Raw genomic sequence first — 25399 nt, forward strand, 5'->3', positions numbered from 1 at the left:
GCTTAATTACCCCGCCCAATTACCTTTGGGTGGGGTATTTTATCATCAGGGGTGTGTGTCACAATTATTAACAGTTCCGACCAGGACAGTTGCCTGCGGAAGACAGCCGCCGCAAAACTGTCCTAAGCTAGTCAAGAATTCTCAAATTATGCGTCAGTGATGGAAGCAATCTATGAATATGCCTGGCTGATTCCGGTGTTCCCTCTTTTAGGGGCGATGCTGGTCGGTTTGGGATTAATTTCGATCAATCAGGTGACGAACCGCCTGCGGCAACTCAACGCTGCGTTGATTATCTCCTTGATGGGAGCAGCGATGGGCTTGTCGTTTGCCTTGCTGTGGAGTCAAATTCAAGGACACCCGACTTATCTGCGGACTTTGGAATGGGCAGCAGCAGGGAATTTTCACCTGAGCATGGGCTATACAATTGACCACCTGACAGCCCTTATGCTGGTAATTGTGACAACCGTAGCCTTTTTAGTCATGGTCTATACCGATGGCTATATGGCACATGATCCAGGATATGTAAGGTTTTACGCTTATCTGAGCTTATTTGGCTCCTCAATGTTGGGTCTGGTGGTCAGTCCCAACTTAGTGCAAATTTATATCTTCTGGGAACTGGTAGGGATGTGTTCCTACTTGCTGGTCGGCTTTTGGTACGATCGCAAGTCAGCCGCCGATGCCTGTCAAAAAGCATTTGTCACCAACCGCGTTGGTGACTTTGGCTTATTATTGGGGATTTTAGGCCTGTTTTGGGCAACCGGTAGCTTTGATTTTCATATCATGGGCGATCGCCTCGCCCAACTGGTGCAATCAGGAACAATCAGCAATTTCCTCGCCATACTGTTTGCGATTTTGGTTTTCCTCGGCCCTGTTGCTAAATCAGCCCAGTTCCCCCTCCATGTCTGGCTACCAGATGCGATGGAAGGCCCGACACCAATTTCCGCCTTAATCCACGCCGCCACAATGGTGGCAGCAGGTGTATTTCTCGTAGCCCGGATGTACCCTGTGTTTGAGCATGTCCCCGCCGCGATGAACGTAATTGCCTTTACTGGGGCATTTACAGCATTTTTAGGGGCGACAATTGCGATTACGCAAAACGACATCAAAAAAGGCTTGGCCTACTCCACCATTTCCCAATTAGGTTACATGGTGATGGCAATGGGCGTAGGTGCTTACAGTGCTGGCTTATTCCACCTGATGACTCACGCTTACTTCAAGGCGATGCTGTTCTTGGGTTCCGGTTCTGTGATTCATGGGATGGAAGGAGTCGTTGGCCATGACCCTGCTTTAGCCCAAGATATGCGACTGATGGGCAAACTGCGGAAATATATGCCCATCACAGCTATTACCTTTTTGATTGGCTGCTTGGCAATTTCCGGGATGCCTCCGTTTGCAGGTTTTTGGTCAAAAGATGAAATTCTCGGTAAGGCTTTTGCTGCTAATCCATTTTTGTGGATCATTGGCTGGCTAACGGCGGGAATCACTGCTTTTTATATGTTCAGAATGTATTTCATGACATTTGAAGGCAAATTCCGGGGTACTGACGAGAAAATCAAAGCCAAACTTAAGAAAGCATCAACCATCATTCTGGAATTAGAAGCTGAAGAACCAGCCCCGAATTTTGGCCCTGGGGCGATGAAACATGGTGAACTAGCCGCAACAGGAGACCATCATGGTTCTCATGGTCATCACAGCGATTCTCCCCATGAATCACCGTGGACAATGACCTTGCCATTATTAGTGTTGGCTGTACCTTCAATTTTGATTGGTTTGGTAGGAACTCCCTTTGCTAATTATTTCGAGGAATTTATTTACTCACCTAACGAAACTCTCGCTGAAGTTTTAGAAAAAGCCGCCGAATTTGAGCCGACGGAATTTTATATTATGGCGGGGGCTTCTGTGGGAATTTCCTTGATTGGGATTACCTTGGCTTCCTTGATGTACTTGCAACGGAAAATTGACCCTGCTGCGATCGCAGCAAAAATCAAACCTTTGTACGAGCTATCCCTCAACAAGTGGTACTTTGATGACATTTACCATCGTGTCTTTGTCCTCGGCTTGCGTCGCCTAGCTAGACAAGTCATGGAAGTTGACTTCCGCGTTGTTGATGGTGCTGTTAACCTCACAGGCTTTTTCACCCTAGTCAGTGGCGAAGGGCTGAAATATTTAGAAAATGGTCGCGTTCAATTCTATGCCTTGATTGTGTTTGGCGCAGTTTTGGGCTTGGTGATCGTTTTTGGGATTACCTGATTTTTTAGGGGTGGGCGACTGTCCGCCCTTAATTTTTTTTATTATTGAGAGTCTGAATTTAGGCTCTTTTTTTAGTCAAGAATTACGCACAGGTCAAGAGCTTGTAAATCTTGCTCTAAGTCAGCTAAGGTGTAGGCTTGGTAAGCTTCATAGGCTTTAAGAAAAGCATCGGCAGCTAGTCGAGAAGAAAGATTTAACAGACGTTGAACTTGAGCAGTAGAAATTTGCCGATGGCGATAAGCTTCCACTACCAGCGATTCTAAGGCGCGGCGAGAAAGTTGGTCAGGGGTATTAGCGAGTTGATGGGCAATGTCATCGGGTATTTCAATGGTAATTTGCATTTGTACTATCCTTTGATGGATGTATGATCCTTCTTTTTAAGAATAACTGAGCAGCATCAGAGATTTTGAGCAATGCTCCGGTTAGACTAGGCGATCGCAGGCAAAATCCAATTTCGAGAGATGATATTTTTCTTACACAGCGATGGTATATCTTTTTATTTGGCAGTCTCTGAGCCAAGTGGTATGTGTATGTATCCCAAACCTTTACACCCAAACCCATAAACCCAATTTTCATAGAAAATTTTTGTGTGTAAATCCTAATAATCAACACTTAGATATTGACAGCAAAGCCAAAATAACAGGTAAAGTTTACAGGTTGATAGCTGGATTTTTGAATGATATTTTAGCGAAGCTTACGGCGGGCTACGTCTACGCACTCAATCAAAGAAGATTAATTAAAGTCTGAAACAACGTATTTACGTTAATACACAAGATACTCGCTTTGTACAGTATGCAATTCCGAATAATATGCTTTTTTATTAAAAATATCTTAAATTTTTGATGTATTTTCCCGACATGGCTTTAGTATGCGTGGGGTAATCTTACTGTCATAGAGAGTATAAAAAATGAAACTCTTTACATCTCTGAAAAATCTTGTTGCTTACTCACTGGTATTGCTAGTTACAGTTTGTGGTTTGTTGTTAACACCACCTAACGCTCTGGCGGTTTCTGTAGACTTTGGAGCTACACAGTATCTTGCCTTTGATGCTGGTACACAAACTCAAGATGTTGATGCTGCGATCGCATCTTACAGAAGCTTAAAGGGCAAAGTTTCCAAAAATGAAACCCTGACAACAGATGAAGTCAAAGGCGCTTTAGGGGTTATTAACGCAAAAATTAATGCCGCAGTACAAGAAAAGAAAGATGTTTTAGCAGCTGATCCAAGTGCATCAACTGAAAGTTTTGATTCATCAATTGCCTCTTACAGAAGCTTGAAGGGCAAAGTTTCCAAAAATGAAACCCTGACAATTGATGAAACCAAAGATGTATTAAAAGCTATTAATTCCAAAATTAATGCTCTAGTGCAAGAAAAGAAAGCTTAGTCAACAACTAAATAATTGATTGGTGCATAAATGCCCATCTATTTTTAGTCTATCGGGTGAGTTAGGATAGTCAAAATTTGCTTAACTCAATATCCACAATACCTGCTTTTAACTCACCTGATATGATACTTGTAGTGTAATGCTATAAAATGTATTAATGAGAGTTAGCCTGTGCAAGCAGGCTTTGTTTGTATAGTCCCAGACTTCCTGCTTGGTATCAATCAACAGTCTTCGCCACACAAGTAAATTACCCAGACTGATTTGGGCAATATTAATACTAAGAACATCGCAATTTACTTGTTTTCCCTCTTTTAACTGGGCTGGAGATTAATCACTATGTTGCTTGAATCTAAGTATCAAGAGCTACCAACTTGTTGTCAGCAGCGAGATCATCTCATAACAGATTTAGAGAATACACAAAAATCACTTCAAGATACTCAGCAGAAATTATTTGCGTTGGTTGAGTATCATCCGTTAGGAATTATTCAATGGAATATAGATTTTGAGGTTTTAGACTGGAATCCGGCGGCTGAACGTATCTTTGGTTACAGTCAACCAGAGGTACTCAACCTTCATATTGGGGAAATTCTCTTACCTAGTATTCCTAGAGAAGATGTCAATCAGTTAATGACTGCATTACTCAAACAACATGGAGGAAATTACTGCACCAAGGAGAATTTCACGAAAGATGGCAAAATGATTACTTGCGAGTGGCATCACACTCCTGTAGTTGATTGTCAAGGAAATGTGACTGGTGTTTTGTCTATCGTTGAAGATATTACAAGTCATAAAAATACTTATGTTACTGCCCACCAACAAGCAGAAATCACTCTCAAAAAATCCCTGAAAGAATTAGCAGATATCAAATTCGCTTTAGACCAATCATCGATTATTGCCGTAACTAACAATAAAGGGATGATTGAATATGTGAATGATAATTTTTGTCAAATCTCTCAATATCAACCAGCAGAACTAATCGGCAAAACCCATAGAATTATCAATTCTGGCTATCACTCCCAAGAGTTCTTTCAAGAGATGTGGTTAACTATTAGCCAGGGAAGGGTATGGAAAGGAGAAGTTAAAAATTTGGCAAAGGATGGCACATATTATTGGGTAGATACAACAATTGTACCTGTTTTAGATGAGCAAGGTAAACCCCAGCAATATGTAGCTATTCGTAATGATATTACTGCGCGTAAACAAACAGAAATCACGCTCAAAAAATCGCTCAAAGAAGTAGCAGATATCAAATTTGCTTTAGATCAATCATCAATTGTTGCGGTAACTAACAATAAAGGGATGATTGAATATGTGAATGATAAGTTTTGTCAAATTTCCCAATATCAACCAGCAGAACTAATTGGGAAAACCCATAGAATTATCAATTCTGGCTATCATTCCCAAGAGTTTTTTCAAGAGATGTGGTTCACTATTAGCCAGGGGAAAGTCTGGAAAGGCGAAGTGAAAAATTTAGCTAAGGATGGCACTTATTATTGGGTAGATACGACAATTGTGCCTTTGTTAGATGAGCAAGGCAAACCCCAACAATATGTAGCCATTCGTAATGATATTACTGCGCGTAAACAAGCAGAAGCAGAACTCAGTCAAAAAGCCAAGGAATTAGAACAAGCTTTAGAGGAATTACAACATACACAATTGCAACTGATTCAAACGGAAAAAATGTCTTCTTTGGGACAACTAGTTGCGGGGGTTGCTCATGAAATCAATAACCCAGTGAGTTTTATTTTTGGCAATCTCAAACATGCCTATCAATATACTCAAAATTTGCTCAACATCCTGAAACTTTACCAGTCTCATTATCCAGAACCAGACTTAGAAATTCAAGAAGAAGCTGAAAATTGTGATTTGGAATTTTTAGTCGAGGATTTGCCAAAACTTTATTCTTCAATGACAGTTGGAGCAAATCGCATCAGCGAGATTGTCGCTTCTCTCCGCAGCTTTTCTCGTCTGGATGAATCTGATTTAAAAGCTGCTGATATACATCAGGGTCTGGATAGTACTTTAATGATTTTAGAGCATCGTCTGGCATCTAAAACAGATAGACCCAAGATTTTAGTCATTAAGGAATATGGTAATTTACCTTTAGTTGAATGTTATGCTGGGCAACTCAACCAAGTATTTATGAATATTTTGCTGAATGCGATTGATGCGTTAGAAGAAAATGTCCAGCAGCTAACACCAACTATTTACATTCGTACAGCTATGCCAAATTCCACACAAGTCAAAATCAGCATCATTGATAATGGTGTGGGGATGTCAGATGAAGTCAGACAAAAAATATTTGACCCATTTTTTACAAGTAAACCTATAGGTAAAGGAACAGGGATGGGTTTGTCTATTAGTTACCAAATTATTTCTAACAGACATCAAGGGTCTTTAGAATGTATTTCCTCTCCGGGAAAGGGTGCTGAATTTATCATGACAATTCCCGTTCACTTAAGGGCAGACAGTTGATTTGAACAACAATCTTAATTACGAATTGTGAATTACGAATTACGAATTTTTATAAAAGGGTGCGATCGCAGTCCTAAAATTTTAGATAAACTGCTGGCTGAAAGCGGGTATTCTCACCGATACTGAGTCACCGCTAAAGTTAAAAAATACTACCACAACCACAAATGGGGATTGTCCACTTAATTAAATCAACCTAACAAGGAATGCCAAATCCCCAAAAAGCTGCTACTTAATAGCTAGGGCTTCCTTGATAAACATGATTTTGATTGTAGACAAATTGTGATGAATACAGCTAATTTCCCGTGGCTGACGACAATTATCCTCTTGCCGATTGCGGCATCACTCTTGATTCCGATTATCCCGGATAAAGATGGTAAAACAGTGCGTTGGTATTCCCTGATTGTCGGGCTGATAGACTTCGCGCTGATTGTCTACGCCTTTTATACCGGGTACGACTTCTCCAACCCAGATTTGCAGCTGTCTGAAAGTTATGCCTGGGTACCACAGCTAGATTTGAAGTGGTCAGTAGGGGCAGATGGCTTATCCATGCCCCTAATTATTTTGACTGGATTCATTACTACCCTGGCGATATTAGCAGCTTGGCCTGTCACCCTCAAACCCAGGCTATTTTACTTTTTAATCCTGGCGATGTATGGCGGACAAATTGCCGTCTTCGCTGTGCAGGATATGTTGCTGTTTTTCTTGGTGTGGGAACTGGAATTGATTCCGGTTTACCTGCTACTGGCAATTTGGGGTGGTAAAAAGCGGCAATACGCAGCGACCAAGTTTATTTTGTACACAGCTGGCGGTTCGCTGTTTATTTTGGTCGGCGCGTTGACGATGGCCTTTTATGGCGATACAGTCACCTTTGATATGCACTCCCTCGGCCTCAAAGATTACGCCCTCAATTTTGAGTTGTTACTCTATGCTGGCTTTTTGATTGCCTACGCCGTCAAATTACCCATCATTCCCCTGCATACCTGGCTACCCGATGCCCACGGTGAAGCAACAGCACCCGTACACATGTTACTGGCTGGTATTCTCTTGAAAATGGGCGGTTACGCCTTGATTCGGATGAATGCCCAAATGCTGCCTGATGCCCATGCGTATTTTGCCCCAGTTCTCGTCATTTTAGGGGTAGTTAACATTATCTACGCCGCCCTGACATCCTTTGCCCAGCGAAACCTCAAGCGCAAAATTGCCTACTCCTCAATTTCCCACATGGGCTTTGTGACTATCGGTATCGCCTCCTTCACCGATTTGGGCTTGAGTGGCGCAGTATTACAAATGGTGTCGCATGGCTTAATTGGGGCAAGTTTGTTCTTCTTGGTTGGTGCAACCTACGATCGCACACACACCCTAATGCTGGATGAAATGGGCGGTGTTGGTAAGCGGATGCAGAAAATTTTTGCTATGTTCACTACCTGTTCAATGGCTTCTTTAGCATTGCCAGGAATGAGCGGTTTCGTAGCAGAATTAATGATATTTGTGGGCTTTGCCACTAGCGATGCTTATAGCTCTACCTTCAAAGTTATCGTAGTCTTTTTGATGGCAGTGGGTGTAATTTTAACCCCAATTTATTTGCTATCAATGTTGCGGGAAATTTTCTACGGCAAAGAAAACGAAGAATTGGTTTCGCACCAGAAACTTATCGATGCCGAACCCCGCGAAGTCTTTATCATTGCTTGTTTGCTAGTACCAATTATTGGTATCGGGTTCTATCCTAAATTGCTGACTCAAATTTACGACGCTACAACCGTACAATTGACAGCAAGATTGCGCGATTCTGTACCAACTTTGGCACAGGAAAAAGAAGAAGCACCAAAGCTTTCATTGAATGCGCCAACAATTGGTAATTAGTCAGCAATTGATAAATACAATTATTTTTTCAGGCGGGTTTGATACTCGCCTTTTTTATATAGCAGTCCTATTTGAGAAATGAACAAGAGATATCAGATACCAAACTCTATAAACTTGTTAACGAACCACAGAGGAACAGAGAACGTAGAGAGGAGAGAGAAATGCTTTATAGGGCTGCTATAGTAATCCGGTTTGATTTCTGAATTTATTTGTGTAGGTAGGGAATAGGGAATGGGGAGTCGGGAGTAGGAAAGAAGCCTGATCTGAGTGTACTGATTTTTTTCCCAAATCAAATATGAGTCCTATATACAACTAAAGTAATAATTTAGATATGAAAACTTTGCGATATCTACATATATCAAAATTCCATTATTTTCTAAAATCTTTCTAGAAATCGCATCTACTCAGACCACTCATGTTAAACTACAACCCGTTACACTGTTTACCATCTTCCGAAGAGCTACCAGACTCAGAGGATACACCTGTGGATAATGAACTACAAGATTTAATTCCCAGCTTGCTAAAATCGACACTCGCCTTTGTGTGGTCTGAGCGTTGGGATTGGTTTTTTGGCTTAAAGATGGGAATTTATTACGACCCAAAAAAAGCTGCGATCGCGCCTGATGCGTTTCTCAGTGTGGGGGTTAAACGCTTTATTGATGGTGACTTACGCCTGAGTTATGTAATGTGGGAAGAAAAACAACCACCAGTTTTAGCACTAGAGGTCGTTTCTCAGATTAGTCATGGTGAATACAGTACCAGAAAAGAATTTTACGCTAAAGAATTGGGTGTTTTATACTACGTTATCTACAAACCTCTGCGAAAGAAAAAGCCCCCTCTGGAAGTTTATCAATTACAGGACGGGGAGTATTTCTTAATACCAGGAAACCCGGTTTGGCTACCAGAAATTGGTTTAGGAATTGGTCTAGAACGGGGAATATATCAAGGTCTTGCACGAGAATGGTTGTATTGGTATAACGAGGAAGGACAAAAGATACTCACCCCCGAAGAACGCATTTACGAAATCGAAGCACAATTAAATTTTGAGCGTCAGCTACGTATCCAAACAGAACAAAAAATGCAATTGCTGGCTGAACAATTAAGAGCTTTAGGTGTAGAACCTGAAAGTTTAGCCTGAAGACTATTATTACAGAACTTTTGAAATTAAGTAATGAGTAGTAAGTAGTGAGTAATAAGTCAATTTCTGACTCATTATTCATTACTTTTTTCAATCAGTTGCTGTACCTCGTAAAAATCGAAGCCACATGAAGGAAAGGACAGGATTGAGTAACATGACTTGTGATATGTAGGAATCATATTTGATTTCTGAAAAAAATCAGTACACCCAGATCAGCCGTCTTTCCTACTCTCTACTCCTCATTCCCTACTCCCTGCTTACACAACTAGATTCAGGAATCAAACCGTATTCCTATAGCAGTCCTAAATCATTCGTAAACTCAAAGATCCCCGACTTCTTCAAGAAGTCGGGGATCTGAGCCTCTCGATTTTTACACATCAAATAGGATTGCTATATTTGGATCTGTTTTTGGTGCAAGGTTGTTAATCAACCAACTAACTAGGGAATTATAAAACTAATTGCTTGTTGACAATTTAGTTGCATAAATATTCTCCTAGAATATGGACATTAAATTAGGGTTCGGCTCTATCCCAAAACCTCAGTATGTATTTGTGAGTAAAGAAAGTGATCATTGTTGGTATATGCTTTCTGATGATGGTAAACAAATACCCATTTATGACAGAGCGTTAACAGGGGTGATTACGGAAATAGAAGTTAACAAAATAGTAGAAACTTCTCAGGGAAAAAGTGAAAAAACAGATTTACATATTTTGGCAGATAAGCCTTATATTATTCGCTCAGGAAGTGAGTCTTATTTCTCCAAGGGTTTACTGCTCTCACTTGAGGCCTTAAGCTATGAACAATTGCTTCAGCCACTAACAATTGCGGTGAGTCCAGGGGAAAAAGCCATAGTATTTTGTACAATTTATCATCCAGTGACTTATCGCTCTGTAGGCGTAAGTTGGGATGGACATAAGGAAATAGACTGGCAAGTTTTAGGAAAACAAGTAAGTCTGAAAATTAACGGTACAAAAACTGTAACTTCAGACACAAGAGAAATACTGAATAATGAAGTTACAGCAGAAATTCGTGCTGATTTTATTGCTAAAACCGACGCATATTTATCACAGTTAAATTGGACTCCCCAGCAAGGGAGAGAGTATTTACAGCAAAAATATGGCAAGAAATCACGCTACCATCTCTCGGAGACAGAACTTGTAGATTTTGTGGACTACCTCAAGTTACAACTGGCTCTGAGCTATTAAAGTATTGAATATATTGAAAGTGCGATCGCCTAATTTACCGAATTTTATCACCTGGTGGAGGGCGATCGCTCTTTTATAATCTCTGAATACGGGAGACAAGGGAGACAGAGTAGACAAGGTAGACAAAATCTCGAAAATGCTAACTCTGCTAAATCTTGTTATAACAGTTTTACTGTTTGGTACTCACAACCGCAAACAGCCAGAATAAAATACTGTAGCCATCAGTTATCAAGCCGGTCAAGTTTGTATGCACTCGGAATTGCCAATTATTACTAGCGATCGCTTATTATTACGCATTGCCATCAAAGAAGATATTCCCCAAATCCTAAAATATTTTTTAGACAACAAATCTTATCTAACTCCTTTTTATCCTAAATGGGGGGATGGTTTTTTTACAGAAGAGTATTGGCAATATCAACTAGAAAATACATTTTTAGAATTTATTCATGACCAATCTTTAAAATTATTTATCTTTCCTCGCAAAAATCCTAAAATTATTATTGGTACAATTAATTTTAATAATTTTATTCGGGGAGCCGCCCATTTTTGTTATGTAGGTTATAGCCTAGCCGAACATCAGCAAGGTAAAGGCTACATGACAGAAGGATTAAAAGCCGCAATTCAATATGTATTTGATGATTTAAATTTTCATCGCATTATGGCAAATTATATGCCACATAACCAACGTAGCGGCAATGTCCTCAAACGTTTAGGCTTTGTGGTTGAAGGATATGCCAGAGACTATTTATTAATTAACGGCAAGTGGCAAGACCATATTCTGACCAGTCTCACTAATCCTCATTGGCAACCAGAGAAATATTAAATTCTGATATAGCCTTTCCTAGTTTGCTGAGGTACAAATTTATCTGCGTCCATCTGCGGTTAATTATTTTTGCTTGTACTTCACTAGAATAAGAAACGCTATAAATTAATCTTCTTGAGGCAAATTCTCATCTACAGAAGTAGGGGGATTTTCCTCATACAACTCATCATGATTATTAGGAGGGTTACAAACTATCACCACCTCTGTTTCTTTAGAGTGGTGAGTTCCCCATTGGTCTAATACATCTTTGATTAAAACTTCTTGTACCCAAATTTTAGCAACAACTGTTAAAGGCAAAGCTAAAAATAAGCCTAAAAAGCCGAAGAATGTCACAAAAAATAGTTGAGAAATTAAAGTCACGGCGGGTAACAATGAAACTTGTTGTGCCATGACATAAGGTGTAATAAAATTACTTTCAGTTTGTTGAATAAAAAAGTAGAGAATCAAAACAGCAACAGATTTCCAAGGAGCATCTAATAAAGCGATCGCCATTGCGGGGACTAAACTCAGTGTCGGGCCAAGATTGGGTATTAAATTTAAAAATCCTGCCAACACAGCTAAAGCCAAGGCTGCTTTCACACCCAAAACTGATAAGCCAACCACACTCATCAAACCGACGACACCCATCGCAATCAGCGCACCTGTCACCCATCCTTGCAGTGAAAGTTCGCATTTATCTAAAATGCCATCTACCCGGCGGCGATAAAAGGAAGGAAATACACGAATAAAAACTCGGCGGTAAGCTAAAGGATCAGCTAACAGCATTCCTGTCCACACTAGCACCAACAAAACTTTCAGAACAACTTCTAAAGAACTGGAGACAAAGGCAAAGGAACTCCCCAAAACGCGATTAATAAAAGGCTGTGCTTGCTGAATTAAACTATTGAGATCGGGGATGTAGGGAACTAATTGGCTGGGAACCCTGGTTTTCATTTCATCCAGCCAACTATTAAAGCGTTCTATACCTTGGGGAACCCGGTAAGTTAACTCATGAAATTGTTGGGCAAAAGGTGGCACAATCAACAAGAAAAAACCCACCACCGCAGCAAAAAAGAGAGCCACTGAAATGATGACAGCAAAACCGCGCTTAATTCCTAAGTTTTGGAAACGTTTGGCTAACCGATTTAAAGTACTGGCTAACACTACGGCGGCAAACATCAGCAACAAAACTTCTTTGATTTGCCACAAAATGTATAAAGAAAGAATTATGGCGATTAAACCGATCCATTGACCAAGATTCACAGGTTAACTCCCGGCTGTTGGTGATGCAGTTAGGTTAGCTGATTTTAGCAATAACGCCTAGACGATTTAAGTTAAATTTGTTTTTGTTTGAAATCGCCAGAATAAAGCGATCGCTATAATTACAGTCGGTGACAACACTAAAATTAAGGCATTGGCAGTTGTCGCCGGAAGTGGCACACTTGGCAAAATGTACTTAATCGCCGCAGATAACAAAGCTGACAGTACAAGCAGTTTGGCAATAAAAATTAACTGGTTTGGCATAGCAGTACGGCAATTCACCTTTTTCTGTAGGGTATACCCGAATATAAGCTCAAAGGCAGACTCTCTACAATAAGTGTGAAGTAGGAAGTGTGAAGTATGAAATGAAGAAACTTGTAGAGTCAGGGTTTCAGGGATTGAGCAAGGGTGCTTGATTTCCGCCAAACTGTACTAGTATATTTTGCGCTGCACTCAGACTTTTAAGTTGAAAAGTCATTAGTCAACGCCAATGACAAATGACAAATTCAAATTAAGGATAAATCAAAATGCCTGTAGAAAAAAATAACCAAAATCCTATCAAACCGCCAAGAGTGAGGCAGTTTGGTGGTAGCTTACTAATACTACTGACTCTGTTATTACTGCTTAATTTTATTGTTCCTAGTTTCTTTGGGCCACGATTGCCACAAGTGCCTTATAGTGACTTTGTGGCACTAGTTCAGCAAGGTAAAGTAGACCGTGCTGTGGTAGGAGGCGATCGCATTGAATACACTATCAAAGGTCAGACTGCCGATGATAAAACTACTGAACAGGTATTTGCCACCACACCTGTAGCCTTAGATTTAGATTTACCGAAGATTCTGCGCGAGAATAAGGTTGAGTTTGCTGCACCACTCCCAGACCAAAATGCTTGGATTGGCACACTCTTAAGTTGGGTTGCACCACCATTAATATTCTTTGGGATTTGGGGCTTTTTAATTAATCGCCAAGGTGGTGGCCCGGCTGCACTCACTGTTGGTAAAAGCAAAGCCCGGATTTATTCTGAAGGTAGCACTGGGGTAAAATTCCCCGATGTGGCTGGGGTAGATGAAGCCAAAGTCGAACTTGAAGAAATTGTCGATTTTCTGAAGAATGCGACCAAATACACCAACTTAGGCGCGAAAATTCCTAAAGGTGTGTTATTAGTCGGGCCTCCAGGTACAGGTAAAACATTACTAGCAAAAGCGATCGCTGGGGAAGCGGGTGTTCCTTTCTTCAGCATCTCTGGTTCCGAATTTATCGAATTATTCGTTGGTGTCGGTGCGGCGCGGGTACGCGACTTGTTTGAACAAGCGAAAAAACAAGCACCTTGTATTGTCTTCATCGATGAATTAGACGCATTGGGTAAATCTCGCGGTGGTGCAGGTGGCTTTGTCGGCGGTAACGATGAACGGGAACAAACCCTCAACCAATTACTCACCGAAATGGATGGCTTTGATGCCAACACCGGGGTAATTATCATCGCTGCAACTAACCGTCCCGAAGTACTTGACCCAGCCTTACGCCGTCCTGGACGCTTTGACCGCCAAGTTGTGGTCGATCGCCCTGATAAAATTGGTCGAGAAGCAATTCTCAAGGTTCATGCACGTAACGTTAAATTGGCGGATGATGTTAACCTCGCCACCATCGCCATCAGAACTCCTGGTTTTGCTGGTGCAGACTTAGCCAACCTTGTTAACGAAGCCGCATTGTTAGCCGCAAGGCAAAATCGCCCAGCCGTAATTATGGCAGATTTCAACGAAGCGATCGAACGGGTAGTTGCAGGTTTAGAAAAACGCTCCCGTGTGCTGAACGAAACCGAGAAGAAGACCGTCGCTTATCACGAAGTTGGTCACGCCATCATCGGTGCGTTGATGCCTGGGGCGGGTAAAGTTGAGAAAATCTCCGTAGTTCCCCGTGGTGTGGGCGCGTTGGGTTATACCATCCAAATGCCTGAAGAAGACCGCTTCTTGATGATTGAAGATGAAATTCGCGGTCGCATTGCTACCTTACTGGGTGGACGTTCCGCCGAAGAAGTCGTGTTTGGCAAAGTTTCCACAGGCGCGAGTGACGATATTCAAAAAGCCACCGACTTAGCGGAACGTTACGTTACCTTATATGGAATGAGCGATAAACTTGGCCCTGTCGCCTTTGAGAAAACCCAACAGCAGTTTCTGGATGGTTACGGTAACGCCCGCCGTTCTATTAGTCCCCAAGTCGCCCAAGAAATCGACAACGAAGTTAAGCAGATAGTAGATAACGCTCATCATATTGCCTTGAGTATTTTGCAACAAAACCGCGACTTGTTAGAAGAAACCGCCCAAGAACTACTGCAAAGAGAAATTCTCGAAGGTACAGACTTGCGCGATCGCCTCAAACAAGCCAAAGCCCCCGAAGACCTGTCAGAATGGTTACGTTCAGGAAATGTCTCACCCGATAAACCATTGATGCAATCTGTGTTGAATTAAATAATTAAATCTGTGTGGTGCGTTGTCTTTTGCGACAACGCACCATATTTTTTTAGCTATTTTATCCATTGCAATACAACCCACAACTTTTCAACCCTACACCCTTAAACCCTTTCACCCATACACCCACTCCCCATATTTCTTAATCCCTCGAACTCACGTAATATTTAAGTTGTAGCTGACCATCTAGAGGTTTAACGTGGATACCATTGCTATACCTGCTCTCGATCGCCCAGTGGATGCCACGGTAGAAATTCCTGGTTCTAAAAGTATTACTAATCGGGCGTTACTTGTTGCTGCTTTGGCACAAGGCGACTCAATTTTAGAAAATGCCTTATTTAGTGAAGACAGTGAATATTTTGCCAAATGTGTCGAAAATTTGGGCATTCCCATCACCTTAAATCCTGATTTAGCACAGATGCAAGTGTCAGGCAAAGGAGGGGAAATTCCCGCAACCCAGGCGGATTTATTTGTCGGTTTAGCAGGTACAGCCGCACGATTTATCTCAGCTTTGGTGGTACTCGGTAAGGGGGAATATCGCTTAGATGGTGTACCGAGAATGCGGGAAAGGCCAATGGGCGATATGTTAACAGTCTTCCAAACAGGCGGAACCACTGTTAACTTTGAGGGTAATGCTGGCTATATGCCCTACACTATCTACAGTCAGCAATTTGCTGGTGGACATATTCGCATCAAAGCCAATCAAACTAGTCAACAACTTTCAGCCCTGTTAATGATTGCGCCTTATGCTCAACAAGACACAATTATTGAAGTGGAAGGCACACTAGTTTCTCAATCTTACGTGAAAATGACTTGTCGCCTCATGGCAGATTTTGGCGTAGGGGTGAATCAAGTTGGCGACAATCAATTTCATATCAAAGCGGGACAGCGTTACCAAGCGCGACATTACACCATAGAACCGGATGCTTCTAATGCGTCTTACTTTTTTGCTGCGGCTGCTGTGACTGGTGGACGGGTGCGAGTTAAGTATTTAACCAAGCAATCTTATCAAGGTGATATTCTGTGGCTGAATGTTCTCGAACAGATGGGTTGTCAAGTCCGTGAGGCTGATGACTATATCGAAGTTACCGGGCCAGAACAATTACAGGGTATCGATATTGACATGAATGATATATCTGACCTTGTACAAACATTAGGAGCGATCGCGCCTTTTGCCAACTCACCCGTTACCATCCGTAATGTCGAACATATCCGCTACAAAGAAACTGAACGTATCCGCGCTGTTGTTACTGAATTGCGTCGCTTGGGTGTGAAGGTTGAAGAATTCCCCGATGGCTTAAAAGTTGAACCCAGCCCCATTACACCAGCTGCTATTGAAACTTATCACGATCATCGTATGGCAATGGCATTTGCTGTCACAGGCTTAAAGGTTCCCGGAATTGTAATTCAAGATCCCGGTTGTACAGCCAAAACCTTCCCTGACTACTTCACCCGCTTCTTTAAAATGATTGAACAATAGCTGGCTAATATTCAGTTCCTACCTTAATCTTAACGATAAGTATTCACGCAATTTTATAGGAGTTGCATCATGTCTAACATTCGTGAAGAAATGCCAGTACTCGCCCGTCATGAAGGCAATTGGGTAGGAACTTATACACTAGTAGATACGGAAGGCAAAATTTTAGATAAACATGAATCTCATTTAAGCTGTCAATTTCCCGATGATAGTCCTTATTCTTACTACCAAATTAATCGCTATACTTGGGCTGACGGTAAACAAGAAGAACATAAATTTCCCGGAACCTATCGTGATAAGATTCTCTACTTTGATACAGAACGGATTGAAGGCAAATCCTGGGAAATAGACGATTCTACTTTAATTTTGTGGTTTTCTTATAAGACAGTTCCAGCCGCATATTTGTATGAAATGATTCAAATTAGCCCAGATAATAATCATCGCGCCCGCACATGGCATTGGTTTAAAAATCATCAAATTTATCAACGTACCCTTATTCAAGAACAAAGAGTTAGATAGTCATTTAAAAAGTCAAAAATAGTTTCTAGCTAAGAGGATGTTTTAAAAGTCCTATTGTTGGTAGTCAAACATTTTCGATCCCCCTAAATCCCCCTTAAAAAGGGGGACTTGAAGAAACTCTTAGCCCCCCTTAAAAAGGGGGGTTGGGGGGATCTGGAAGAGCCAATAAACACAACGAACAAATTTTAAAATAAACTCTAAGGTGCGTTAACGTAGTGTAACGAACTATTTTATGACATAATAGATAGTTCATTATATTTAAATCTATAACTTACGGATATGGCCAAAACTGACAAAATTAACTTTTCTACTCCTAGCGGTTTCCCAGAATTTTTACCTAGTGAAAAACGCTTGGAATTATATTTACTAGATACCATCCGTAGAGTGTATGAAAGCTATGGATTTACCCCCATAGAAACCCCAGCCGTTGAAAGGTTAGAAGTATTACAAGCTAAGGGTAATCAAGGCGACAATATTATTTATGGTATTGACCCAATTTTACCGCCTAATCGCCAAGCCGAAAGAGATAAAGCAGGCGAAACTGGTTCAGAAGCACGGGCTTTAAAATTTGACCAAACTGTTCCCTTAGCAGCCTATATTGCCCGTCACTTAAATGAATTAACTTTCCCATTTGCCCGTTATCAAATGGATGTAGTATTTCGGGGAGAACGCGCCAAAGATGGACGTTTCCGACAATTTCGTCAATGTGATATTGATGTAATTGCGCGGCGGGAACTCAGCTTATTATATGACGCGCAAATGCCTGCAATTATCACCGAAATATTTGAGGCAGTGAATATTGGTGACTTTTTAATTCGCATCAATAACCGCAAAATATTAACTGGCTTTTTCCAGTCATTAGGCATTGCCGAAACTCAAATTAAAACCTGTATTAGTATTATTGATAATCTAGAAAAAATTGGCGAAACGAAAGTCAAACAAGAATTAGAAAAAGAAGGTATATCAGCAGAAAATACACAGAAGATTATTGATTTTATCAAAATTGATGGCAATGTTGATGAAGTATTAGATAAGCTCAAACATTTATCACAAAACTTACCAACAGCCGAACAATTTAGTTTAGGCGTTACTGAATTAGAAACAGTAATTACAGGTGTGCGTAACTTGGGAGTTCCCGATAAACGTTTTTGTATTGATTTGTCTATTGCCCGTGGTTTAAATTACTATACAGGCACAGTCTACGAAACAACTCTCATCGGCCATGAAGCTTTAGGTAGTATTTGTTCTGGCGGCAGATATGAAGAATTAGTGGGGATGTTTATCGGCGAGAAAATGCCAGGAGTTGGTATTTCTATTGGCTTAACTCGCTTAATTAGCAGACTACTCAAAGCGGGTATTTTAAAGATTCTACCTGCAACACCAGCGCAAGTAGTAGTAGTAAATATGCAAGAAGATTTAATGCCGACTTATTTAAAAGTATCCCAACAGTTACGCCAAGCAGGCATTAATGTCATTACCAACTTTGAAAAACGCCCATTAGGTAAACAATTCCAAGCCGCAGATAAACAAGGAATTAGATTTTGTGTAATCATCGGTGCTGATGAAGCCGCCGCGCAAAAATCCTCACTCAAAGATTTGCAAACAGGCGAACAAATAGAAGTAGCATTAGCAGATTTAGCCCAAGAAGTTAAACGGCGATTAGAACTTTGATTCAACGTTAAATTAACCGTGCAATTAATCATTTTTATTGGTATACAGGCAAGCGGCAAATCAACCTTTTACAGTCAACGGTTTTCTGATACTCATATCAGAATCAACCTCGATATGCTCAAAACTAGACACCGAGAAAAGCGATTGATAGAAACTTGTCTGGAAGTTGGTCAATCATTTGTTGTAGATAATACAAATCCTACACCTGAAGAGCGAGAACGCTACATTTTGTTAGCCAAGAATCAAGGATTTCGGATTACTGGCTATTATTTTGAATCAAAAATTGCCGATTCAATTCAACGTAATCAAAATCGCAAACCTGAACAGCAGGTACCAGATAAAGGTATTAGAGGAACATACTCAAGGCTGATACTTCCCAAATATGAAGAAGGTTTTGACGAACTCTATTATGTTCGGTTAATACCAAAAGGAGAGTTTGCTGTACAGGAGTGGCTGAATGAAGTTTGAAGAATTAGACACAAGACTGAGAATTTTTGAAACAGCCCACGATTTATGCGTATTGCCAGGGCTATTTATGGTTGCTCGAATTGATGGACGTAACTTTACTCGCTTGACAAAGGAAACTCACAAATTTGAAGCTCCCTTTGATGCTCAATTTCGAGATTACATGGTATCTACAGTAGAACACCTAATGAATTGTGGATTCCGGATCATTTATGGCTATACGCAAAGTGACGAAATCTCACTTCTATTTCACCGAGATGAGGAAAGTTTTAGTCGCAAATTGCGGAAACTCAACTCTATTTTGGCAGGAGAGGCAAGTGCAAAGCTTTCACTTCTACTCAATAGCATTGCCGCTTTTGATTGTCGAGTGTCACAACTTCCTACCTTAAATCTAGTAGTCGATTACTTTCGCTGGCGGAATGAAGACGCTCATCGCAATGCCTTAAATGCTCACTGTTACTGGATGCTACGCAAAGCAGGTGAAAGTGCTGGAGCCGCTACAGAAAAGCTTGATAGGCTTTCAGTCAGTGATAAAAATGAATTACTTTACCAGCAAGCAAACATCAATTTTAATAACTTACCTAATTGGCAGAAACGAGGTATAGGACTATATTGGGAATCCTATCAAAAGGAAGCAACCAATCCCCAAACGGGAGAAAAAGTCTTGGCGATGAGAAGACGTATCAAAGTTGATATGGATTTGGCGATGAAAGATGATTACAGTAAATTTGTCCAGGATATTGTACTGCGGGAGCATCCTGATCTTGAATTTAGGAAGCTAGAGAATTAAATTGGCCTGTCTAGGCTAAAATAGTGCATTATACGGGAAAAATTAACCGCAGATGAACACGTATGAACGCGGATAAAATAGGTTTTTTAATGCAACATCTTAGTCTAATCACGCCACTATATATCTGTTCAAAAATCAAATATGAGTCATATATCTAGATTGCTGTATGTGGTGTCAGTAAAGGTTTTACATAGAAGTATTTACTTCTGGGCAGAGATCATAATTTCAACTGAATGATTAATCATAAATCTAATGGATAAAGAAGTATTAAAAGAAGCTCTGCAAATTGACTATCGATTACGCTCTACCTTTTTTTACAGAAAGTTATATGAATTGGGTTTTAATAGCTTCTTAACTGAAATTGACAAATTAATCGAACTGTCAGATAACTTTAATTGGGAATCTAGACACAACTGGGGAATTTCTGAAACTGCTTGGAATATTTTGGAACATAGTGGTATCCCTAAAATTTCTGTATTTGCTCACCCTAGAGTGCTTCAAGAACAACCAAAACTTTCTAGCTACTATCGAAGTGTTGCAGTTCTTCCACAGAAAGCTGCTAAAAAATTAGCTTTTTCCAGCATTGATTCTATCGAAGAAGGAAAGGGAAAGTTATCCCAAGATAAAGCATTAATCCTCTGCCAACTTTACAATTCGCATTCAAGCCTAATTATTGAAAGCACTAATGAATATAGTCAGACTGATATGCAGGCGTTAATGTATGCGTCTGCTGGCGCACAAATTAATGGTTCTTGGTTAAATAAAATTGGAGAAGAAGCAGAATTATTAACAAGACGAATTCTGATTCGCTCTCTACTGGAGGAAAATTATATTGTTGCTGCAATTCTCAAAGATGGTTCTTCGAGGTTAGATGCTGAATATTTAGAAGATTTAGTGGATAAAGTCGATTTACTTTCTGGCGTGCGTCTGAACAATCAAACTAGTATTCTGTTTTCTAGTGAACCTGACTTATCGCTATTAAATTCTGCTGGTGAAGCAGTTGCAGTTATTGAGGTAAAGGGTGGAAAAGATACAGCAGGTGCGTTAGAGAGATATGGTGCTGCTAAAAAGAGTTTTGAAGAAGCTAGAAGAATTAACTCTAATGTAGTTACAATACTTCTCGCAAGCTGTATAACTGATGAAGTTCATCGACGTTTACAAAATGATGAAGCTGTTAATCATGTTTATAATTTAACACAAATTGTTACTAGTGAAGAAACGAGATATCGTTTTGCTGCTAATGTACTTAAGTATATAGACATCAATATAGAAACTCATAATATTCAACAGAGCAATTCTGAACAAATTCAAAAAAAAAAGTAGAAAAATTGAGTCTTTCACTTGAGTTTGATTCTAACTTAAAAGTAATCAATTTTTCTCATGAACAGGTTTGTAATGATTCAGCTAGACTTGATTTAGAAGAACGATATTCTGAACTTCTAGAAGAAACTGATGAGTTTAATCGTCAGTTAGTAAGTTACCAGGGAAATAAAGGAGAAATTGCTCATGGGTGGATTCGATATAAGGAAGGATTTTCATTTAAATTAGTTGAAACTTTAATCAAACAATTTGGGATTAAACAGAAAGATACAATACTAGAACCTTTTTGTGGTTCTGGCACAACTTTACTGGTATGCAAAGCTTTAGGAATTAATGCTTTAGGTTTTGAAATACTTCCTGTATGCCATTTAATGTGGGAAGCTAAATCTTATCTTGAAGACTACGATATTGAAGAATTAACTCATCTATTTGAGAAATTGAGCAACACTATACCTACTAAAACAGAATTTGCTTTCCCTCATATCACTATTACTAGAGATGCGTTTTCTCAAGCAACAGAAAATGATTTAATGTTCTTCACTAATTGGATTAATACTCAAAAAGTATCAAAACAAACAAAAGTTTTATATCAACTGTTAATAACTAGCGTTTTAGAAGAAGTTAGTTACACAAGAAAGGATGGTCAATATTTAAGATGGGATTATCGCTCTCAGAAAGTTCAACAGAGAAATCAAGTAAGAATTGCTCAAGATAAAATACCTGTCAAGCAGTTTGATAAAGGAGCAATACCAACCGTTAAAGAAGCTTTACTGCGGATATTTAAAAAAGTAATTCTGGATATAAAATCACTAAAATACACTTTACCAAGTGACAGTTTTCAGAATGTGATAAATGGTAGTGTGCTTGAAAATTTGCCAAAGTATGAAAGTGAGCAATTCTCTGGTGTAATTACGTCACCACCCTATTGCAATAGATATGATTATACAAGAACTTATGCTTTGGAACTGGCATATTTAGGCACAGATGATTTGGATATTCGTAAACTCAGACAAAATCAGCTATGCTGTACTGTTGAAAATCGCTCTAAATTAGATAAACTTGAACAAATTTATCAAGATATAGGTAGAATAGATAACTTTAAAGCAATTTGCAAAATTATTACAGGTAATAGTGTTTTTCAAGAAGTCAATTCGGCTTTAAAAGTTAGACAGGAACGTGGAGAAATTAATAACCCCGGTATATTGTCTATGGTAGAAGGTTATTTTTATGAATTAACTTTTTTATTTGCTGAGATATTTAGAACTTGTAAAAAAGGTGCTTACGTTGCTTTTGTTAATGACAATGTACGCTATGGTGGAGAAATTATACCTGTTGATATGCTGTGTACTGAAATAGCTGAGGCTATTGGTTTTGTCCCAGAAAAAATATATGTTTTACCCCAACGGAAGGGCAATAGTAGTCAACAAATGAAGCGATTTGGTAAAGAATCACTGCGTAAAAGTATTACGATTTGGAGAAAGCCTGAGAAAATATAAAAAGACGGAACTGTATTAGATTAAAATTCTCGCAAGAGTCTACCACAGCCATAAACTTGATCGTGAATGTCATTTTGGCGTAGGGCGTACCACCAAGTAGCGGCGTTGACAGCAATTACTGGTTTAGCGATCGCTCGCTCCATTTCATCCGCCAATCGGAGCATACTTAAATTAGTCCCCATCTGTACAATTGCCTCTACATCATCACCATCAAGTTCCTGAAGATGTGTTCTTAAAGTATTTTCAGATACCTCTGCAATGGAAATTGCAGTAGGACAACGGAGACTTTTAAGGCGAACAACTTCTATACCAATGTCACTAAAAAAGCGGCGGATTCTTTCATCAGCTACAGCTTGGTAAGGGGTAATGACAGCGATTTTATTCACTTGAAAGGCTGTCAGTGCTGCCTGATATGCCGAAGCACAAGAAGCCACCTTTATCCCAGCATAATCTTCAACTCGCTTGATAAACTCGATGTTGCCTGTTTTACCTTCCCAAAAAGTTTCCGCACTCATCGCCATAATTAGGTAATCGACACCCGCAGTCATCACCCGATCAATTGCCGAAAACATTTCTTGGGCGATCGCCTCCAAAAGCTGTACCATCTTTTCATCACTACTCAAATCCTGGTTTCTCAGATAAATCCGTGATGTATGAGAAGTCACCCCAGGCACAGCCATTGTATGAAAATCAGGTTCGACAATCGTATTTGTACTAGGCGCAAGCACGCCAAATTTTTTTCGCCATCCTAACGCATCTGTCATTGTTCACTACTCAGTACATAAAAGATTGACTGTAGCTTATGGTAGTTTAAAGTTACGGCATATTATTGCAATATGTAAACTTTACTTCATGACTGGAGAGCAGAACCTTGGGTATAGAACTACGCAGTTTCGTATTTCTTGACAGCTTGCAGCCGCAACACGCAGCTTATATGGGAACAGTAGCTCAAGGTTTCTTACCCTTACCAGGAGACACATCATTGTGGATTGAAATTTCTCCTGGGATTGAAATCAATAAAATTACTGATGTCGCCTTAAAATCTGCCTCTGTTCGTCCCGGAGTCCAAGTAGTTGAGCGATTATACGGTTTATTAGAAGTTCATTCTGGTTCCCAAGGAGAAACACGCACCGCAGGTCAAGCCATTTTGGATTTGTTAGGAGTTAAGCGTGAAGAATGTCTCAAACCGCGTGTTGTGTCTAGTCAAATTATCCGTAATATTGACGCTTACCAAACACAACTAATCAATCGTACCCGTCGCGGACAATTGCTATTAGCGGGACAAACTTTATATGTCTTAGAAGTGGAACCTGCTGCTTATGCTGCATTAGCCGCCAACGAAGCCGAAAAAGCGGCGGCGATTAATATTTTAGAGGTACAAGCTGTAGGAAGTTTTGGCAGGTTGTATTTAGGTGGACAAGAACAAGATATTCTAGCAGGAGCGAGGGGAGCGTTAACCGCGATTGAAAGTGTAGCTGGTCGGACAAATCCCAATAGTGGCCGCCAGGAGTAAAGGAGAGAAAATGGCAAATCAAGAGCATCTGGTTTTACTGAGAGCCGGTGCAGTTACCTGGAGCGAATGGAGACAGAAAAATCCGCAAATTCAACCAGACCTCAGTGCTGCGAACTTACAAAAAGATAACCTCAGAGGCGCAAATCTTTCTCAAGTCAACTTGACCAAAGCAGATTTGAGTCAGGCTTTACTGGTACGTGCAAATCTGAACGGTGCAGATTTTAGTGGCGCAAATCTGGAACAAACCAAGCTCATTGAAGCCAACTTAAGTGGTGCTAACTTGAGTGTGGCTAACTTAAAGGGTGCAACGCTAACCCAGGCAAATTTGAGTCATGCCAACTTGATTGGTGCGGATTTAAGTGAAGCAAATTTGAAAGAAGCTGCGATCGCCCATGCTATCCTAATCGGCACAGACCTCAAAGATGCTAACCTCAAAAGTGCTGATTTGGGTGCAGCCAAACTCATCCGCGCTAACCTCGCCTACGCTAACTTGATTGAAGCCAACTTAATTGCAGCCGATCTCAGTAAAGCCAACCTCTACAAAGCAGATTTAATTGGGGCTTATCTGTACAAAACAGATTTACATAATGCGAATCTCAGTCATGCTTACTTAGTTAGTGCCTATATGTTGCAAGCTAACCTCAGTGAAGCTGATTTAACAGGTGCAAACTTAAGCTGGGCAAATCTGCAAGGCGCAAACTTGGCTGGTGCTAATTTAACTGGTGCTAATCTCATCGGTACTAAACTGCGCGGCGCAAATCTTATCGGCGCTAATCTTGAGGATGCAATTTTACCTGAAGTATGTCGTTAATCTTTTGATAGGGAGTAGGAAAGAAGCCTTGGGAATGATGCTAGAGAGACGAGGGAGACAAGGTAGACAAGGGAGATGAGGGAGACAAGGGGGAATTTCAAGGGTAGAGATGGGAGGATGGTGAAGAAATCTTTCCCCCCACACTTCCCACACTCCCCACACTTCCCACACTCCCCACACCCCCCACACTTCCCACACTTCCCACACTTCCCACACTCCCCACACTCCCCACACTCCCCACACTCCCCACACTCCCCACACTCCCCACACTCCCCACACTCCCCACACTCCCCACACTCCCCACACTTCCCACACCCCCCACACTTCCCACACTCCCCACACTCCCCACACTTCCCACACTCCCCACACCCATACGTGAGAGCTATAGTAACCAGAATTTACCGATGAGTTACTTTATCCTCACAACTTCCTCAAATTATCTTTCTATAAATAACAGTGTGAGAGCTAAGAGCCAATTATTGATCACGATTTTCGTCA

General features: G+C 40.5%; 22 protein-coding genes. 17 read left to right on the forward strand and 5 right to left on the reverse strand.

Annotated elements, in window-relative coordinates:
* The first annotated feature begins 159 nt into the window (after positions 1–159).
* Positions 160–2250, forward strand: coding sequence for an NAD(P)H-quinone oxidoreductase subunit 5 (locus H6G28_RS15245; RefSeq protein WP_190592602.1), 2091 nt, complete (start codon positions 160–162; stop codon positions 2248–2250).
* Between the two features lie 71 nt (positions 2251–2321).
* Here the strand turns inward: H6G28_RS15245 and H6G28_RS15250 are convergent, their stop codons facing one another.
* On the reverse strand, positions 2322–2591 hold the full coding sequence (locus tag H6G28_RS15250; RefSeq protein ID WP_190671806.1) for a UPF0175 family protein: 270 nt from the start codon (positions 2589–2591) through the stop codon (positions 2322–2324).
* Between the two features lie 566 nt (positions 2592–3157).
* On the opposite strand from H6G28_RS15250, the gene H6G28_RS15255 reads away from it, so the two are divergent.
* From H6G28_RS15255 to rimJ, 6 genes are all read left to right on the forward strand, one after another.
* A complete protein-coding gene (locus H6G28_RS15255) occupies positions 3158–3634 on the forward strand; it encodes an NAD(P)H-quinone oxidoreductase subunit 4 (RefSeq protein ID WP_190592599.1) in 477 nt (158 codons plus the stop codon).
* A 336-nt stretch (positions 3635–3970) separates the two neighbouring features.
* Positions 3971–6109, forward strand: coding sequence for a PAS domain-containing sensor histidine kinase (locus H6G28_RS15260; protein WP_242054590.1), 2139 nt, complete (start codon positions 3971–3973; stop codon positions 6107–6109).
* Between the two features lie 282 nt (positions 6110–6391).
* Positions 6392–7969, forward strand: a complete 1578-nt coding sequence (gene ndhD1 / locus H6G28_RS15265; protein WP_190592598.1) for a photosynthetic/respiratory NAD(P)H-quinone oxidoreductase subunit D1 — start codon at positions 6392–6394, stop codon at positions 7967–7969.
* 415 nt (positions 7970–8384) lie between these two features.
* The gene (locus H6G28_RS15270) at positions 8385–9107 is read left to right on the forward strand and encodes a Uma2 family endonuclease (RefSeq protein WP_190592597.1); all 723 of its coding nucleotides are present in this window, start codon (positions 8385–8387) and stop codon (positions 9105–9107) included.
* A gap of 500 nt (positions 9108–9607) precedes the next feature.
* Complete coding sequence (locus tag H6G28_RS15275) at positions 9608–10312, forward strand: hypothetical protein (RefSeq protein ID WP_190592596.1); 705 nt, start codon at positions 9608–9610, stop codon at positions 10310–10312.
* Positions 10313–10559: 247 nt separating this feature from the next.
* Positions 10560–11135 (forward strand): ribosomal protein S5-alanine N-acetyltransferase, encoded by a 576-nt coding sequence (gene rimJ / locus H6G28_RS15280; protein ID WP_190592595.1) that lies wholly within the window; start codon positions 10560–10562, stop codon positions 11133–11135.
* Positions 11136–11240: 105 nt separating this feature from the next.
* On the opposite strand, the gene H6G28_RS15285 is transcribed toward rimJ, so the two are convergent.
* Positions 11241–12377: an AI-2E family transporter gene (locus H6G28_RS15285; protein WP_190592594.1), complete on the reverse strand. Its 1137-nt coding sequence runs from the start codon at positions 12375–12377 to the stop codon at positions 11241–11243.
* Positions 12378–12443: 66 nt separating this feature from the next.
* Complete coding sequence (locus H6G28_RS15290; RefSeq protein ID WP_190592593.1) at positions 12444–12638, reverse strand: hypothetical protein; 195 nt, start codon at positions 12636–12638, stop codon at positions 12444–12446.
* Between the two features lie 263 nt (positions 12639–12901).
* Here H6G28_RS15290 and ftsH point away from each other — a divergent pair, with 263 nt between their 5' ends.
* The 8 genes from ftsH (at position 12902) to H6G28_RS15330 (ending at position 22577) form a co-directional block, all read left to right on the forward strand.
* Positions 12902–14839 (forward strand): ATP-dependent zinc metalloprotease FtsH, encoded by a 1938-nt coding sequence (ftsH, locus tag H6G28_RS15295; protein WP_190671809.1) that lies wholly within the window; start codon positions 12902–12904, stop codon positions 14837–14839.
* A 199-nt stretch (positions 14840–15038) separates the two neighbouring features.
* Complete coding sequence (gene aroA, locus H6G28_RS15300; RefSeq protein ID WP_190671812.1) at positions 15039–16319, forward strand: 3-phosphoshikimate 1-carboxyvinyltransferase; 1281 nt, start codon at positions 15039–15041, stop codon at positions 16317–16319.
* A gap of 69 nt (positions 16320–16388) precedes the next feature.
* Positions 16389–16835, forward strand: a complete 447-nt coding sequence (locus H6G28_RS15305) for a DUF3598 family protein (protein WP_190592590.1) — start codon at positions 16389–16391, stop codon at positions 16833–16835.
* Between the two features lie 279 nt (positions 16836–17114).
* A complete protein-coding gene (hisS, locus tag H6G28_RS15310) occupies positions 17115–18506 on the forward strand; it encodes a histidine--tRNA ligase (RefSeq protein WP_190671815.1) in 1392 nt (463 codons plus the stop codon).
* A gap of 18 nt (positions 18507–18524) precedes the next feature.
* Positions 18525–18974, forward strand: a complete 450-nt coding sequence (locus H6G28_RS15315) for an AAA family ATPase (protein WP_190671818.1) — start codon at positions 18525–18527, stop codon at positions 18972–18974.
* Positions 18964–19761 carry a tRNA(His) guanylyltransferase Thg1 family protein gene (locus H6G28_RS15320; RefSeq protein ID WP_190671820.1) on the forward strand — a complete coding sequence of 266 codons (798 nt, stop codon included), beginning with the start codon at positions 18964–18966 and terminating at the stop codon, positions 19759–19761. Before H6G28_RS15315 ends, H6G28_RS15320 begins: the two co-directional genes overlap by 11 nt.
* A gap of 252 nt (positions 19762–20013) precedes the next feature.
* Positions 20014–21084 carry an XcyI family restriction endonuclease gene (locus H6G28_RS15325; protein ID WP_190671823.1) on the forward strand — a complete coding sequence of 357 codons (1071 nt, stop codon included), beginning with the start codon at positions 20014–20016 and terminating at the stop codon, positions 21082–21084.
* A gap of 5 nt (positions 21085–21089) precedes the next feature.
* The gene (locus H6G28_RS15330) at positions 21090–22577 is read left to right on the forward strand and encodes a DNA methyltransferase (RefSeq protein WP_190671826.1); all 1488 of its coding nucleotides are present in this window, start codon (positions 21090–21092) and stop codon (positions 22575–22577) included.
* A gap of 20 nt (positions 22578–22597) precedes the next feature.
* Here the strand turns inward: H6G28_RS15330 and H6G28_RS15335 are convergent, their stop codons facing one another.
* A complete protein-coding gene (locus H6G28_RS15335; protein ID WP_190671829.1) occupies positions 22598–23341 on the reverse strand; it encodes a maleate cis-trans isomerase family protein in 744 nt (247 codons plus the stop codon).
* Positions 23342–23448: 107 nt separating this feature from the next.
* Between H6G28_RS15335 and ccmP the strand changes: the two genes are divergently transcribed.
* Together ccmP and H6G28_RS15345 are read left to right on the forward strand one after the other, a co-directional pair.
* Entirely contained in the window at positions 23449–24090 is a 642-nt protein-coding gene (gene ccmP / locus H6G28_RS15340; protein WP_190592583.1) for a beta-carboxysome protein CcmP, read from the forward strand.
* Positions 24091–24100: 10 nt separating this feature from the next.
* The gene (locus H6G28_RS15345; RefSeq protein WP_190592582.1) at positions 24101–24901 is read left to right on the forward strand and encodes a pentapeptide repeat-containing protein; all 801 of its coding nucleotides are present in this window, start codon (positions 24101–24103) and stop codon (positions 24899–24901) included.
* Positions 24902–24998: 97 nt separating this feature from the next.
* On the opposite strand, the gene H6G28_RS15350 is transcribed toward H6G28_RS15345, so the two are convergent.
* Positions 24999–25274, reverse strand: coding sequence for a hypothetical protein (locus H6G28_RS15350; RefSeq protein WP_190671831.1), 276 nt, complete (start codon positions 25272–25274; stop codon positions 24999–25001).
* Positions 25275–25399 lie beyond the last annotated feature (125 nt).

Source organism: Nostoc sp. FACHB-190, assembly GCF_014696905.1.
GTDB lineage: Bacteria > Cyanobacteriota > Cyanobacteriia > Cyanobacteriales > Nostocaceae > Nostoc_B.

Bases quoted from the DNA above. Each gene is read 5' to 3' on its own strand.
- H6G28_RS15325 (WP_190671823.1), top strand. From the start codon at position 20,014: ATGGATAAAGAAGTATTAAAAGAAGCTCTGCAAATTGACTATCGATTA.
- H6G28_RS15345 (WP_190592582.1), top strand. From the start codon at position 24,101: ATGGCAAATCAAGAGCATCTGGTTTTACTGAGAGCCGGTGCAGTTACC.
- H6G28_RS15350 (WP_190671831.1), bottom strand. From the start codon at position 25,274: ATGGGTGTGGGGAGTGTGGGAAGTGTGGGGAGTGTGGGGAGTGTGGGA.
- ftsH (WP_190671809.1), top strand. From the start codon at position 12,902: ATGCCTGTAGAAAAAAATAACCAAAATCCTATCAAACCGCCAAGAGTG.
- hisS (WP_190671815.1), top strand. From the start codon at position 17,115: ATGGCCAAAACTGACAAAATTAACTTTTCTACTCCTAGCGGTTTCCCA.
- ndhD1 (WP_190592598.1), top strand. From the start codon at position 6,392: ATGAATACAGCTAATTTCCCGTGGCTGACGACAATTATCCTCTTGCCG.
- rimJ (WP_190592595.1), top strand. From the start codon at position 10,560: ATGCACTCGGAATTGCCAATTATTACTAGCGATCGCTTATTATTACGC.
- H6G28_RS15290 (WP_190592593.1), bottom strand. From the start codon at position 12,638: ATGCCAAACCAGTTAATTTTTATTGCCAAACTGCTTGTACTGTCAGCT.
- H6G28_RS15255 (WP_190592599.1), top strand. From the start codon at position 3,158: ATGAAACTCTTTACATCTCTGAAAAATCTTGTTGCTTACTCACTGGTA.
- H6G28_RS15250 (WP_190671806.1), bottom strand. From the start codon at position 2,591: ATGCAAATTACCATTGAAATACCCGATGACATTGCCCATCAACTCGCT.
- H6G28_RS15270 (WP_190592597.1), top strand. From the start codon at position 8,385: ATGTTAAACTACAACCCGTTACACTGTTTACCATCTTCCGAAGAGCTA.
- H6G28_RS15245 (WP_190592602.1), top strand. From the start codon at position 160: ATGGAAGCAATCTATGAATATGCCTGGCTGATTCCGGTGTTCCCTCTT.
- H6G28_RS15335 (WP_190671829.1), bottom strand. From the start codon at position 23,341: ATGACAGATGCGTTAGGATGGCGAAAAAAATTTGGCGTGCTTGCGCCT.
- H6G28_RS15275 (WP_190592596.1), top strand. From the start codon at position 9,608: ATGGACATTAAATTAGGGTTCGGCTCTATCCCAAAACCTCAGTATGTA.
- H6G28_RS15305 (WP_190592590.1), top strand. From the start codon at position 16,389: ATGTCTAACATTCGTGAAGAAATGCCAGTACTCGCCCGTCATGAAGGC.
- H6G28_RS15260 (WP_242054590.1), top strand. From the start codon at position 3,971: ATGTTGCTTGAATCTAAGTATCAAGAGCTACCAACTTGTTGTCAGCAG.
- H6G28_RS15320 (WP_190671820.1), top strand. From the start codon at position 18,964: ATGAAGTTTGAAGAATTAGACACAAGACTGAGAATTTTTGAAACAGCC.